This is a genomic window from Janthinobacterium breve, assembly GCF_051380895.1.
Classification (GTDB): domain Bacteria; phylum Pseudomonadota; class Gammaproteobacteria; order Burkholderiales; family Burkholderiaceae_D; genus Janthinobacterium.
Map to the genome: position 1 here is coordinate 216,460 of NZ_JBNYXY010000011.1, position 13,915 is coordinate 230,374.

Annotated in this window: 12 protein-coding genes; 8 read left to right on the forward strand and 4 right to left on the reverse strand. The window is 62.7% G+C overall.

Features of this window, described 5'->3' with window-relative positions:
• Positions 1-9: 9 nt before the first annotated feature.
• The gene (locus ACQ4W0_RS23115) at positions 10-2,886 is read right to left on the reverse strand and encodes an insulinase family protein (RefSeq protein ID WP_436578876.1); all 2,877 of its coding nucleotides are present in this window, start codon (positions 2,884-2,886) and stop codon (positions 10-12) included.
• A 297-nt stretch (positions 2,887-3,183) separates the two neighbouring features.
• Here ACQ4W0_RS23115 and ACQ4W0_RS23120 point away from each other — a divergent pair, with 297 nt between their 5' ends.
• The 4 genes from ACQ4W0_RS23120 (at position 3,184) to ACQ4W0_RS23135 (ending at position 7,128) form a co-directional block, all read left to right on the forward strand.
• A complete protein-coding gene (locus ACQ4W0_RS23120) occupies positions 3,184-4,596 on the forward strand; it encodes a HAMP domain-containing sensor histidine kinase (RefSeq protein WP_436578877.1) in 1,413 nt (470 codons plus the stop codon).
• Positions 4,593-5,135 carry a hypothetical protein gene (locus ACQ4W0_RS23125; protein WP_436578878.1) on the forward strand — a complete coding sequence of 181 codons (543 nt, stop codon included), beginning with the start codon at positions 4,593-4,595 and terminating at the stop codon, positions 5,133-5,135. The genes ACQ4W0_RS23120 and ACQ4W0_RS23125 overlap by 4 nt, the downstream gene beginning before the upstream one ends.
• Positions 5,132-6,499 (forward strand): sigma 54-interacting transcriptional regulator, encoded by a 1,368-nt coding sequence (locus ACQ4W0_RS23130; RefSeq protein ID WP_436578879.1) that lies wholly within the window; start codon positions 5,132-5,134, stop codon positions 6,497-6,499. Before ACQ4W0_RS23125 ends, ACQ4W0_RS23130 begins: the two co-directional genes overlap by 4 nt.
• Before the next feature lie 266 nt (positions 6,500-6,765).
• Positions 6,766-7,128 carry a BON domain-containing protein gene (locus tag ACQ4W0_RS23135; RefSeq protein ID WP_436578880.1) on the forward strand — a complete coding sequence of 121 codons (363 nt, stop codon included), beginning with the start codon at positions 6,766-6,768 and terminating at the stop codon, positions 7,126-7,128.
• A gap of 66 nt (positions 7,129-7,194) precedes the next feature.
• Here the strand turns inward: ACQ4W0_RS23135 and ACQ4W0_RS23140 are convergent, their stop codons facing one another.
• The gene (locus ACQ4W0_RS23140; protein WP_436578881.1) at positions 7,195-7,638 is read right to left on the reverse strand and encodes a hypothetical protein; all 444 of its coding nucleotides are present in this window, start codon (positions 7,636-7,638) and stop codon (positions 7,195-7,197) included.
• 283 nt (positions 7,639-7,921) lie between these two features.
• On the opposite strand from ACQ4W0_RS23140, the gene ACQ4W0_RS23145 reads away from it, so the two are divergent.
• The gene (locus ACQ4W0_RS23145; RefSeq protein ID WP_436578882.1) at positions 7,922-8,935 is read left to right on the forward strand and encodes a bile acid:sodium symporter family protein; all 1,014 of its coding nucleotides are present in this window, start codon (positions 7,922-7,924) and stop codon (positions 8,933-8,935) included.
• Here the strand turns inward: ACQ4W0_RS23145 and ACQ4W0_RS23150 are convergent.
• Together ACQ4W0_RS23150 and ACQ4W0_RS23155 are read right to left on the reverse strand one after the other, a co-directional pair.
• Complete coding sequence (locus tag ACQ4W0_RS23150; protein ID WP_436578883.1) at positions 8,887-10,383, reverse strand: UdgX family uracil-DNA binding protein; 1,497 nt, start codon at positions 10,381-10,383, stop codon at positions 8,887-8,889. The two genes, ACQ4W0_RS23145 and ACQ4W0_RS23150, sit on opposite strands and share 49 nt — an antisense overlap.
• Positions 10,359-11,591: a putative DNA modification/repair radical SAM protein gene (locus tag ACQ4W0_RS23155; RefSeq protein WP_436578884.1), complete on the reverse strand. Its 1,233-nt coding sequence runs from the start codon at positions 11,589-11,591 to the stop codon at positions 10,359-10,361. Before ACQ4W0_RS23155 ends, ACQ4W0_RS23150 begins: the two co-directional genes overlap by 25 nt.
• A gap of 141 nt (positions 11,592-11,732) precedes the next feature.
• Between ACQ4W0_RS23155 and modA the strand changes: the two genes are divergently transcribed.
• From modA to ACQ4W0_RS23170, 3 genes are read left to right on the forward strand one after another with little or no spacing between them, the layout of a single operon-like run.
• Entirely contained in the window at positions 11,733-12,491 is a 759-nt protein-coding gene (gene modA, locus ACQ4W0_RS23160) for a molybdate ABC transporter substrate-binding protein (protein WP_436578885.1), read from the forward strand.
• Between the two features lie 17 nt (positions 12,492-12,508).
• Positions 12,509-13,180 (forward strand): molybdate ABC transporter permease subunit, encoded by a 672-nt coding sequence (gene modB / locus ACQ4W0_RS23165; protein ID WP_436578886.1) that lies wholly within the window; start codon positions 12,509-12,511, stop codon positions 13,178-13,180.
• A 5-nt stretch (positions 13,181-13,185) separates the two neighbouring features.
• Positions 13,186-13,887 (forward strand): sulfate/molybdate ABC transporter ATP-binding protein, encoded by a 702-nt coding sequence (locus ACQ4W0_RS23170; RefSeq protein WP_436578943.1) that lies wholly within the window; start codon positions 13,186-13,188, stop codon positions 13,885-13,887.
• Positions 13,888-13,915: the final 28 nt, after the last annotated feature.

The following is a 13,915-nucleotide window of genomic DNA, read 5'->3' on the forward strand; positions in this document are numbered from 1 at the left end:
ACAGTGCTCTTAGCTGGCCAGCGCCAATAAATCGACCACGTCCAGGCCCGCCAGGTCTTGCGTCGTGTTGCCCGCAAACGCGGCGCGGCTTTGCTGGCCGTTTTTCAGCCAGGTGCGCGTGACGTCCTTGATCTGCGCCAGGGTGCAGGTCAGCACGCCGGTGCGGAATTGCTGGCGCACGGCTTCCGTCGTGCCACGCTGCTGCATGTTCCACGCCGTCAGCGCTTCCGCGTATGGTGAATGCGGCTTGTCGAGGCCCTTGATGACGCAGATGATGGCTTCTTCCACCTGCTCTTGCGAGAAATCACCGTCGAGGATTTGATCCAGGGTCGTGCCGAAGTCGGCAAACGTGCCGGCCAGACGCGGATCGCGGTAGGAACTCAGGGTAAACGTGCCGGCGCCGGCCGCATAGCTGGCGCTGCCGCCATACGCGCCGCCTTTTTCGCGCAGGGCCGTATGCAGCACCTGGTTGGTCATCAGTTCAGCGGCGACAGCCAGGGCGGATGCGTCCGGATTGTGCACGCCGGGCACGGCCCAGGAAACGAAGCAATGGTTGATCTGGCTCGTCGCATGCAGGGCCGTGTTGGCCAGCGGCAATGCTGCCGACGCTGGCACTTCCGTTGCAGTAGGGGCAGCCGCCTCGGTGCTGGCCGCTGGCAACTCCAGCAAGCGGGCCAGGGTGATGCCATCCTGCTCCAGGCCCGCGCACAGCACGGTTGGCGCCTGGGCGATAATGTGCGCGTGCAGGGTGTCGAGCTCGCGCGCGATTTCCTGCAAGCCTGCCGACGTCTTGCTCAGTTGCTGCAAACGGCGGTAGAACGGCAATGCCGCCGGGCCGCCGACGATGTCGTCGAAGCGGCGCGTGGGCGACAGGGGAGCTGCCGAGGCCAGCATGGCGTAGCGGTTGCCCGATTCGGCCAGGCTGCTCAATTTGTCCTGCACCAGGCTTTCGATCAGGAAAGCCAGACGCTCTTCTTCATCGAAGCGGGGCTTGGCGATCCAGGCCGACAGCACGGCGGCAATCGCCGCGTGTTCTTCGCGCAAGCCGCTGGCCGAGAACGAGAGTTCCACGCGCATCGCTTGTTGCGGGCGGGGAATGGCTTCAAGGCCGATGTGGAACGAGGGCACCATGCTCTGGCGCCAGGCGCTGGCGTCGTCGAACGACATGTCGCCCACGCCCAGTTCCGGCGCCAGGTCCGTGTACAGGCGTAGCCATGGCCACGACGCTTCCGGCAAGCTCGACACGTCGTACAGCACGTTGGCATAGCTGATGCCGTTCGAGGCGATGGAAAACGCCACGGCGCCATCGATCGCCGGGGGAATCGGCAGGGCCGGGCGCGGCGCGACGCTGACGTCGCCCGGGCGGATGCGCGGCAAGACTTCCGAGTTCGATGGCAGTTGCTGATGCGCTTCCAGCGCGGCCGATTCAGCCACGATGTGTTCGCGCTCGGCATCCGTCAGCTGCGCTTGCAGGGCCGCCAGCTTGGCGTCTTCCTGGGCGGCACGGTCCGTGAAGTAGGCGCTGTCGGGCACCACGTTGGTGGTCAAACGGGTTGGATTGGCGATCAGCTCGCGCACCAGTTGCTTGAAGAATTCCGGATCTTCGATCTGTTGTTCCAGCGTTTCCAGGATCGCCGCATTGTCGAAGGCGTCCATCACATCGCCGCCATACATGGCCAGCGGCAAGGCGTGCAGCAAGCGGCCCAGGCCGTAAGGCATGCGGCCGCTGCTGATTTCGCGCTGGCTGTATTTGATATCGCGCAAGGCCGCGTGCAGCACGGCGGCGGGAATGCCCTCTTCCGCCGTTTCTTCCAGGGCCGTCCAGATGCGCTGGTGCGCATCGGCGATCTGTTCCTGGGTCAAGCCTTCCATGCCGATGTGGAATACCATCTGGCGGATGCCCGCGTCGCGGCCATTCATGTCCGATGGGCGGCCATAGCCGGCCGATTCCATGGCGCGCATGACGGGCGCCGACGATTCACCGAGCAAGCCGTGCGACAGCAGATGCGCGTGGTAGTAGGCGATGGGGTCGCTCGACTCGCCCATCAGCCAGGCGAATTGCAGGCCGAATTCATCGTCGCGCGCTTCCTGCGACGGAATTTTCACCACGTTTTCCTGCGGCGCGGTCCACGCGGGGGCCAGCTGCGGCAGGCGACGTTCGGAGAAACCGCTGAGTTTTGACAGCACGCGCTGGGCCACTTGTTCCTGCACGGCCGACGCTTCGATATTGCCGGCGGTCATGATCACGGCTTGTGAAGGATGGTAGTGGCTGGCGTGGAATTCTTTCAGCATTTCATGCGTCAGTTCCGGGATCACCAGCGGATCGCCGCCCGACTCCACTTCATACGTCGTGCCCTTGAGCAAGGCGCTGGCGATGCCGCTGTCGAGCGCGCGCATGGGGCTGTTGAAAGCGCCCTTCATTTCATTGAAGACGATGCCCTGGTACACCAGCTTGTCGCCTTCGAACGCATGGCGCCAGCCTTCCTGGCGGAAGTTCAGGTAATCGAGATTCGGGAAGAAAGCTGCGTCCAGGTAGACGTCGAGCAAGTTGAAGAAATCCTTGCGGTCGGTGCTGGCGAACGGGTACACGGTGCGGTCCGGATAGGTCATCGCATTCATGAAGGTGGCCGTCGAGCGGCGCAGCATCGAGAAGAAGGGGTCGCGCACCGGGTAGCGCGACGAGCCGCATAGGGCCAGATGCTCGAGGATGTGGGCGCGCCCGTCGCTCACTTCAGGCACAGTGGGAAAGGCCACCAGGAACACCATCTCAGCCTGCTCGGTATGCATGTGGATATGGCGCATGCCCGTTGCTGGCTCGACATATTGCTCGATGGTTGCCTGCAAGACTGGAATGAAGTTGCTGCTGACTTTTTCAAATGTGCTCATGCGGTATGGGATCTCTTCGGCAGGTGAAACGGATAGTCGGTGGGGCTGCATGACATATGGGGGCAAAGCGGTGCAATGCCAGGGCTGGCTCGCCAGGGCGGGTGCCAGCTTGATGCCTGTCTGAAGCTTTTCCCTATTGTACTAGGAGTATCTGCGCGCCGCCGCCGAGGCTTGCTTGTCGGACGCAAAAGCAACAATATTGCCAAATAGACTATTTGTGGACAGGTGGCGCCCCGGGATGGAGGCTTAGCGTACCATGCGCCTTTCCCCTTGCTGACTGAACCGAAGGCGCTTACCTTGTCCAGACTGTCCTTTCGCCAACTGTTATTTGCCGCCTTCATTTTGACGACGGGCATTTTGACGGCCACCTCCGTGCAAGCCCTGCTGACCCTGGAGCACCTGGCGCGGCTGGGGCGCGAGACGGCGGCGCAGGCGATTACCCTGACGGAACAGTCGCAGCGTTTGTCCGAGCGGACCCTGGCCATGGAGCGCAGCGCGCGCCAGTTTCTCGTGCTCGATGATTCCGTGTTCCGCGAGCGCTACGCGGCGGCCCGCGACGAAGCGACGGCGGCGCTGCAAGTGCTGAACCGCGCCACGCCCGAGTTCGCGCCCCAGCTGGCCGATGAGTGGACGGTGCAAGCGCAAGCGGCCTGGGAAGTGTTGCAAGCGGGAAAACGTCGCAAGCGTGACGGCCACGCCGTCGTGTACCGCGCGTTCGCCCGCATGACGCAGATCAATGACAGCTTGGCGCGCGAAAGCAAGACGGAAATCGGCAGCCGCAACGACGCCCTGCTGGCCGAGCTGGAACGCCAGCGCCGCGTGCTGGGCGTGCTGGTGGGCGGCGCCGTGCTGCTGGCGGCCGTGCTGGCCACCTGCTTCGGCTTCTTGCTGTCGCGCCCGCTGCGCCGCATCGAGACGGCCATCGGGCGCCTGGGCGAGAAGCGCTATGACCAGCGCATCGTCGTCGGTGGCCCGGCCGACACGCGCCGCCTGGGCCAGCAGCTCGATTGGCTGCGCCAGCGCCTGGCAGACCTCGACGCGGACAAGGAACGCTTTCTGCGCCATATCTCGCACGAACTGAAGACGCCGCTGGCGGCCCTGCGCGAAGGCGTGGCCTTGCTGGAAGATGAGGTGGCCGGCAAGCTCAGCGATGGCCAGCGCGAAATCGCCGGCATCCTGCAGCAAAACACGGCCTCCCTGCAAACCCAGATCGAAGACTTGCTGCGCTACAATACTGCCGCCTTTGACGCCCAGCATCTGGCGCACAGCAAGGTCGACTTGCTGGTCTTGCTGCAAGATGTGGTGGCCGGGCAGCGCCTGCAATGGCTGGCGCGCCGTTTGACGGTCGAGGTGCAGGGTGAGTCGCTGATCCTGCAGGCCGACCGCGACAAGCTGGCGACGGCCCTGGCAAACCTGTTGTCGAATGCCGTGCGCTTCAGCCCGGAAGGCGGTACCGTGCGGTTCAGCTTGTCCAGCGAAGGCGGCCGCGTGTGCATCGATTGCATCGACGAGGGTGCCGGCGTGGCGCCCGAGGATGCCGCGCGCATCTTCGAGCCGTTTTACCAGGGCGTGCGCCAGGCGGTCGGCGCGCGCAACGGCAATGGCATCGGCCTGTCCATCGTGCGCGAATATATCGCTGCCCACGATGGCAGCGTCACTCTTTTACCGCGCCAGGCTGGCGCGCATTTTCGGATAGAACTGCCCTTATGATGACGAGAATTTCCCTGGCCGGCATGGCCGCCTGTGCGTTGCTATTGGGCGCTTGCGCCGCCAAGCCCCCCACCCAGACGCCCGTGCTGGTGCAAACGCCGCCGCGCGTGGTGGTGGTGATGGACCCCCAGCTGACCGAACTGCTGGCGTATCAAAGCGCCTTGCGCCTGATGACGCCGTCGGAACTGGTGAAAGCGCAGCTGGACCTGGCGAAGGCCGACCACGCGCCGCACAACATGATACGCCGCGCCATGCTGCAAGCGGCCTTGCGCGGTGCCGGCGACCTGGCCCGCGCGCAAGCCTTGCTGGAACCACTGGCCACGGCCACGGGCAAGGACGCGCAACTGCTGGCGCCGCTGGTGCAATTGCTCAGCAGCCAGTACGGTGAGCTGCGCCGCCAGGAAGAGAGTATCGACAAGCTCAACACGCAGCTGCGCGACGCCCAGCGCCGCAACGACTTGCTCAATGAAAAACTCGAGGCGCTGAAAAACATCGAGCGCAGCCTGTCCGTGCGCCCCGCCGCGGGAGCGCCGAAATGAGCGAGCACGCCCACATTTTATTGGTCGACGACGACCCCGACCTGCTGCGCTTGCTGACCATCCGCTTGAAAGCGGGCAACTATCGGGTCACGGCCGTGGGCAGCGCGGAAGCGGCGCTGGCCCGCCTGGCAGTGGAATTGCCGGCCCTGGTCATTACTGACGTGCAATTGCCGGGCCGCGATGGCCTGGCCCTGTTCGATGAAATCCGCCGCCAGCATGCGGCCCTGCCCGTGATTCTCTTGACGGCGCACGGCACCATCCCCGACGCCGTCGAGGCGACGGCGCGCGGCGCCTTTGCGTATCTGACGAAGCCGTTCGATGGCAAGCTGCTCATGGAAAAGGTGGCGTATGCCATCAACCTGTCTACCGTCATGCCGGCGCCAGCGTCCGGCGATGAGAGCTGGCGCGCCGAACTGATCAGCCGCAGTGCGCAGATGGCCGAGCTGCTGGCCGAAGCCAAGCTGGTGGCCGGTTCCGACGCCAGCATTTTGATCCGTGGCCCCAGCGGCACCGGCAAGGAGTTGCTGGCGCGCGCCCTGCACAACGCCAGCCGCCGCGCCAAGGCGCCGTTCATCGCCGTCAACTGCGGCGCCATCCCCGAGCAGCTGCTGGAATCGGAACTGTTTGGTCACGTGAAGGGCTCGTTTACGGGCGCCGTCGGCAACCGTGAAGGCCTGTTCCTGGCGGCCGATGGCGGCACCCTGTTTTTAGATGAGATCGGCGACATGCCGCTGCCGTTGCAAGTCAAACTGCTGCGCGTGCTGCAGGAGCGGGCCGTGCGCCCCGTCGGCGCCGACCAGACGCGTCCGGTCGACGTGCGGCTCTTGTCCGCCACGCACCGCGACCTGGACGTGGCCATGGCGGAAGGACAGTTCCGTGAAGACTTGTATTACCGCCTGAACGTGGTGACCCTGACCTTGCCGCCGCTGGCCGAGCGCCGCGAAGACATTGCGCTGCTGGCGAACCATTTCCTGCAGAAACTGGCGGCCAAGTACCAGAAACCCCTGAACGGCTTCGCCCCGGATGCTTTGACGGCGCTGGTGGCCGCGCCATGGCCCGGCAACGTGCGCCAGCTGGTCAATGTGGTCGAGCAAGTGTGCGCGCTGGCCACGGCGCCGCTGGTGCCCCTGAGCCTGGTGCAACGGGCCTTGCGCGTGCCGTCGCTGGAAGCGCTCAGTTACAACGAAGCCAAGCAGCGCTTCGAGCGCGACTACCTGATTCAACTGCTGCGCCTGACGGACGGCAACGTGGCCGACGCGGCCCGCCTGGCCGACCGCAACCGCACGGAGTTCTACCGTTTACTACAGAAATACGAGCTGACACCGGCCCTGTTCCGGCTTGACGGCGACCCTGTCGCTGATTAGCGACAAAAATAAAGTGTGGATAATCAAAGACTTACGTAAGATACTGATTGTCTTGCCACAAACTGTCGCTGTCAGGCGACAAAAAGCCCCGTTTTTGGGGGCAGATCCGGCTGAAACGCGCTGAAAAAATCGCGTTCGAAGCTAAGTCGTTGATTTTTAATGTAATTTAAAAGCTGGCACGGTGCTTGCTGTATGGGTAGATGTGACGCTTCAAAGTGTTGCTTTATCCAAGTAAGAAGCTTTTAACTTCATTGAGAGGAACTACCATGCAAACATCGAAACTGTTCAATACCCTGGTCGCCACTATCGTACTGTCGGGCGCCTCGATCACCGCTTCGCATGCAGCTGACTCCGCACCAAAAGCACAAGCTCCTGCTAAGACTGTATTGGCCGCCAACGCCGCCGCTGCCGTCCCTGATGAAACCATCACTTCTTCGGCCAAGGCCGCCCTGAGCGCCGATGCGCAAGCCGCTGCCCTGCCAGTCAAGGTAGCAACCCAGCAAGGTGTCGTTGTCCTGTCGGGCGACGTGCCGAGCGCCGAAGCGGGTGACCGCGTCGTGCAGATCGTCGCTTCCGTGAGCGGCGTGAAAGAAATCAAGAACGAGCTGAAAGTCAAAGCCGCCGGTTAATCGCCCTCGCGCTGTACTTTACTCCGGATTGCCCTGTCTGCGGACAGGGCATTTTTTTTGACTATTTCAGTTTGCCTTGACAGTTTCGGCAGCTGCTTGCGGGGGCGGCAGTGTCACCGGGGCTGTGACGATGTCCCGCATCTGGATTGTTGTCGTATTGGGATAATCAAAGCCTGCCCCCGTGCTCCGGTCGACAATGTAGCCGATGCCGCCGCCCAAGAGAATATTGCCCCATACGGCACCATTCGACTTCGATACCAGAGTCGAACTTCCAGACAGATTGCCCTTTTTGCAGTCGACGATCATGTCGCCAGTGCTCTTATGCACCATAACGCTACCAGGGCTGACAACGAACCAGTTGCCTGCATCGTTGCTGAGATTGCAACCAATACCGGCCACTTCCTTGCTCTCATGGATGGTTTGGATAGATACAGGCTGAAATTTTTCGCCCGCGACGGATGCGCAGCCAGTCAACGCCAGTGATGCCAAGACAAGAGATAACTTATACATATTGACCCTAGATGTAGTTGTAATTTTTAAAACAAACTAGTGTAAATTGGCATTGTTTATTTATCTATGAAAATATTTTAATTGTGGAAATTTTGTTTCTTTTTAGATGAATCACTGGAAGCGCAAATAATGCGATAGCAAAGCCCCTTTCATTCTCACTGAATCATTTCTAGCAATGAGGAATCAAGTTAAACGGTAGAATAGCCAGCACTGGCGCCGCTCCCGGCGCTGTTTGTCATCCCCGGCACAGTGTTGCAAGGCTGCGCCGTTACCAGGCTACCGCATGTCTTCTTTTTCTTCCGCTGCCCTGTTGCGCAATCTGAAACCCGATAATTTCACCATCGCCCTGCTCGTCACCGTGGCGCTGGCCACGTTCCTGCCTTGCACGGGCACGACGGCCGTGGTCTTCGGCAACATCACCACCGTGGCCATCGGCGCCCTGTTCTTCCTGCATGGCGCCAAGCTGTCGCGCGAAGCCGTGGTGGCAGGCGCCATGCACTGGCGGTTGCACTTGCTGGTGCTGGCCAGCACCTTTGTCCTGTTTCCGCTGCTGGGCCTGGCCCTGCGCCCGCTGGCGCTGACCTTCCTCACGCCGGACCTGTACATGGGCATCTTGTTCCTGTGCGCCCTGCCCTCGACCGTGCAATCGTCGATCGCCATGACAGCCATGGCGCGCGGTAACGTACCGGCCGCCATCTGCAGCGCCTCGGCCTCAAATTTCATCGGCATTTTTCTCGCCCCCATCCTGGTGGGCTTGCTGGTGGCCAAGGGCGCGGAAAGCAAGTCCTCGGTCGATGCCGTGCTCTCCATCGTCATGCAGCTGCTGTTGCCTTTCCTGGCCGGCCAGTTCCTGCGCCGCTGGATCGGCCGCTGGGTCGACCGCCACAAAGCCACCTTGAAATACGTCGATCAGGGTTCGATCTTGCTGGTGGTCTACACGGCCTTCAGCGAAGCCGTCAGCGAAGGCCTGTGGCATACGATCTCGGTGGAAACCCTGGTCGCGCTGGGCCTGATCAGCCTCTTGCTGCTGGCGCTGGTGCTGGGTATCTCCACTTTCATCAGCCGCCGCCTGGGCTTTAACAAGGAAGATGAAATCGCCATCGTCTTTTGCGCCTCGAAGAAAAGCCTGGCCAGCGGCGTGCCCATGGCCAAGGTGCTGTTTTCCACCCGTTCACTGGGCATGGTGATCTTGCCGCTGATGCTGTTCCATCAGATTCAGCTGATGATCTGTGCCGTGATTGCGCAGCGCTATGCGCGGCGTGACGAGGGGGCGGAAGTGCCAGCGTCGACGCTATGATCCTGGCCTTGTAGTAGCTGCATCGCCTGGTACAAGCCGTCGACAATCACCGCATACGCCTGCCGCCGGCTCGCTTCGTCCGGCACGCGCAGCACATACGACGGGTGATATACGGCGATCACCCAGCGCCCATTGTGCTGGATGGGCGTGCCGATCAGCGGCGTCATGGTGGCCGCGCCGTCTTGCAGCACGGACTTTAACGCCGTGCTGCCCAGTACCACGATCACTTGCGGTTGGACGCGTCGTATCTCTTCTTCCAGCCAGTCATGGCAGGCGAGGATTTCACGCTGCGCGGGCGTCTTGTGCAGGCGGCGCTTGCCGCGTGCTTCCCACTTGAAATGCTTGACGGCGTTGGTCAGATAGATGCTGTCGCGCGCCATGCCCGCATCGTGCATCGCCTGCTCCAGCAGCGCGCCGGCCGGTCCGACAAACGGCAGGCCCGCCAGGTCTTCCTGGTCGCCCGGTTGTTCGCCGACCAGCATGATGCGCGCCTGTTCGGGCCCTACGCCGGGCACGGCCTGGGTGGCGCTTTTCCATAGCTCGCAGCGGCGGCACTGGTCCAGGGTGGTGGCCGCCGCGCGCGCGGGTTGGGCGCGCTCGGCGGAAATCGCGATCATAGTGGCGCCGTTGCGCTGGCCCACGGTAGCCGTCTGCCCCGTGCGCCGTTCGCCATTCGCGGCGCCGCTGACCATGGCGGGCACGATGGCGCCTTCCGGCAGGTTTTTCCAGAAGCGCGAAGGGATATGGCTGCGCAGCAGGCCGGCGTTCAGCCGTGCCGGGTTGAAGATGCTGCGGTAATAGGTCAGCCACAAGGCTTCGCTCGCATCGTCGATATCGGCCGCGCCGCGCATCAGCGCCGGTCCCGCATGCAAGGTCTGACCATCCCACAACATGCTGGCCGTCGGTGTGGCGATCATCCAGCTGATGGCGCCCATGCGGCGGGCGAAGTGGCGGGCCACTTGCGGCAGCACGTCGTGCGTGGGTTCGAACCAGGCGACAAAACGGGGAGCGCCATCACTTTCGGCCCGCTCGCGAAAGCGCACATAAGCATGCATGTCGTGTTCTTCGCGGCGTACGGCCTTGGCCATGGCGTGCAGGCGTGCGCCATCCGTATCGGCAGGCGACATCACGTCGTGCTGGCCCAGTTGCCAGCGCCACAGCACTTGGTACAGGAAGGCCCAGCGATCCGGGGCGCTGAAACAGGCGGCGCTTTCCAGCAACTCCACCAAGGGACGGGGCAGACGCAGCAGTGGCGCGCTGGTATCTGTTGCATCTGGCGTGGAGGAAAACAGGTCGCCATCGCCGGGTTGCGACTGCCAGGCAACGTCGGCAGGTGGCACGCCGCGCGCGATCAGTTCGCGTGCGCCTGCGCGCCACTCGTCGAACGACTGCGCCAGCCGGACGACTCGCTCGTTGACATCTTTCACGCCGCCTGCAGTTCGGGCCATAAATTCATCTGCTGCGGCGCCTCCGTCATGGCGCGCCGCAGCTGTTCCGAGGCCGTGGTGTCGCGCGCGGGAAAGTAGTCGGCCGTAATGATGAACGGCGCAATCTTTTTCATGCTGCAGCGCAGGCGCGACAAATCGGCGTAGCGCACTTGCCGCAAACGGCGCAGGTCGACGATGCGCTGCGCATTGCGCAAGCCGATGCCGGGCACGCGGGCGATCATGTGCTGCGCCGCGCGGTTCAAGTCCAGCGGAAAATGTTCGCGGTGCGCCAGTGCCCAGGCCAGCTTGGGATCGATGTCCAGCGCCAGGTTGCCGCCCGTGGCGGGCAGCAGTTCGCTAGCCTGAAAACCGTAGCTGCGCAGCAAAAAGTCAGCCTGATATAAGCGGTGTTCGCGCAGCATGGGTGGCGGCGCCAGCGGCACGCTGTTCGGGCTGTCGGGGATCGGGCTGAAGGCCGAGTAGTACACGCGCTTGAGCTTGTAGCTGCCGTACAGGGTCTCTGCCGTGGAGAGGATCTGCTGGTCGTCGCTGGCGTCGGCGCCGACGATCATCTGCGTGCTCTGCCCGGCCGGCGCGAAACGCGGCGAGCGCGGTTCTTCCGCCTTTTCATCGAGCTTGCGGCGGATCGCCCCCATCGCCAGCTTGATCGTATGCACGCTTTTTTCCGGCGCCAGCTTTTGCACGCTGTCTTGCGTCGGCAGTTCGATATTGACGCTGAGCCGGTCGGCATAGCGGCCCGCCTGCGCGATCAGGGCCGGATCGGCATCGGGGATGGTTTTCAAATGGATATAGCCGCGGAACTGATGCACCTCGCGCAACTCGCGCGCCACTTGCACCAGCTGTTCCATCGTGTAGTCGGCCGACTGGATGATGCCGGAACTGAGGAACAGGCCGTCGATATAGTTGCGCAGGTAAAAATCGGCCGTCAGCTTGACCACTTCGGCCACCGTGAATCGCGCGCGCGGCACGTTCGAGCTGCGGCGGTTGACGCAGTATTGGCAATCGTACAGGCAGTAATTGGTCAGCAGTACTTTCAGTAGCGAGACACAGCGCCCGTCCGGCGTGTAGCTGTGGCAGATACCCATGCCGGAGGTGGCGCCAAAGCCGTCCTTGCCGATGGAATCGCGTTTGGGCGCCCCACTGCTGGCGCAGGACGCGTCGTACTTGGCCGCATCGGCCAGGATTTCCAGCTTGTCCGTCAGTTCCATGGGGTGCCTCGATATACTGTGTTTATATACAGTATAACAGGGAATCGACCGCGTGCTATCTTGACTTGCGCCATGGCAGAACGTTATATATAAGTGTATATTACGGTCCTTGTTCACCGTTTACTTTACAAGGATACGATCATGCGCCTCACCTCCCTCGCCCAACTCCTCAGCACCGCCCTGTTCGTCACTGTCGCCTCGTCCGCTTTTGCCGGCGAAGTGGTGGTGTCGGCCGCGGCCAGCCTGACGAATGCGTTCAAGGATGCGGCGCAAAGCTACGAGGCGCAGTATCCGGGCAGCAAGGTGTCCTTGAACTTCGCCGCTTCGGGCGTGCTGCTGCAGCAGATCGTCAAGGGCGCGCCCGTGGACGTGTTTGCCTCGGCCGACCAGGAAACCATGGATGCGGCGCAAAAGCAGGGCCTGGTGCTGCCGGCCGACCGCCAGGATTTCGTCAGCAACAGCCTGGTGCTGATCGTGCCGCACGATAGCAAGCTGGGCATCAAGAGCTTGAGCGACCTGACGCACAAGGGCGTGACCCGCGTGGCCATCGCCAACCCGGCCAGCGTGCCCGTTGGCCGCTATTCGGAAGGCGCGCTGAAAAAGGCGAATTTGTGGGAAGCCGTACAAACTAAGGCCATCGGCACGCAGAACGTGCGCCAGTCGCTCGACTATGTGGCGCGCGGCGAAGTCGATGCGGGCTTTGTCTACGCCACCGACGCGGCCATCATGAAGGATAAAGTGAACGTCGTGCTGGAGGTGCCGCTGGATGCGCCCGTGCTGTACCCGATCGCCACCATCAAGGGCAGCAGCAATGCGGCCGAAGCGAAGCGCTTCGTCAGCTACCTGCAGACGGCGCCGGCGCAAGCCATTTTCGCCAAGTACGGATTCAAGAAACCATAACTTAAGCACGCGCCCGCATGGATATCGCCTGGACCGCGCTGGCCCTGTCGCTCAAAGTAGCGGCCTGGGCCACAGCGCTCAATTTGCTGCTCGGCATCGGTACGGGCTATCTGCTGGCGCGCACGCGTTTTCCCGGGCGCGAGCTGCTCGACGCCCTCCTGACCCTGCCGATGGTGATGCCGCCCACCGTGCTCGGCTATTACCTGCTGGTGCTGCTGGGCCGGCGCGGCACCTTGGGCATCTGGCTGCAAGACAACTTCGGTATCAACCTCATCTTTACCTGGCAAGGCGCCGTGATCGCCTCCACGGTGGTCGCCTTTCCCCTCGTTTTCAAGCCGGCGCGCGCTGCCTTCGAGGCGGTCGACGGCCAGCTGGAGCAGGCGGCCCGCGTGCTGGGCATCTCGGAAATGGCGATTTTCTTCCGCGTCACGTTACCGCTGGCCTGGCGCGGCATCCTGGCCGGCGTGCTGTTGGGTTTTGTGCGCGCGCTGGGCGAGTTTGGCGCCACCCTGATGGTGGCCGGCAGCATTCCCGGCAAGACGCAAACCTTGTCGGTGGCCGTGTATGAAGCCGTGCAGGCGGGCCAGGACGACGTCGCCAACACCCTGGTGCTGATCACCTCTGCCGTGTGCATCGTGGTGCTGCTGTCGGCTGGCCGTCTGGCGCCCGGGCGCATCGTACACAAATGACGCCTATGCAACTCGACCTCGACATTCGCGCCACCTTGCGCTCCGGCAAACGCCGCTTCGACATGCACGTGCAATGCACCTCGAACAGCCAGCGCATCGCCGTGTATGGGCCGTCCGGTGCCGGCAAGAGCATGACCCTGAAAGCCATTGCCGGACTGTTTACACCGGACGCCGGCCATATCCGCCTGAATGGCCGTACCCTGTTCGATTCCGCCGCCGACATCAACTTGCCGCCGCAGCAGCGCAACGTGGCCTACCTGTTCCAGGATTACGCGCTGTTCCCGCACCTGACGGTGCGCCAGAACGTGGGCTTTGGCCTGAGCCGCGGCTGGTTCAATCCGCGCGCGCGCGAAAAATTGCAGAAAGTCGAGCATTGGCTAGACGCGTTTCATTTGCAGGAACTGGCGCATCAGTTCCCTGACGAGTTGTCCGGTGGCCAGCGCCAAAGGGTGGCGCTGGCGAGGGCGCTCGTGGCCGAACCAAACGCGCTGCTGCTCGACGAGCCGTTTGCCGCCCTCGATCCGGCGCTGCGTGTCAAAATGCGTCTGGAGCTGAGCCAGTGGCAGCAGCGCCTGGACGTGCCCATGATCCTGATCACACATGATCCGGAAGATGCGCGCATCCTGGGTGAACATGTGTTGTACTTGCGTGACGGACAAATTGACAGCATGGAAGAAAATAGGGCATCAGGTGAACGCATTGGATAAATCAGCGGCAGCGGAAATCGGCCTGCAA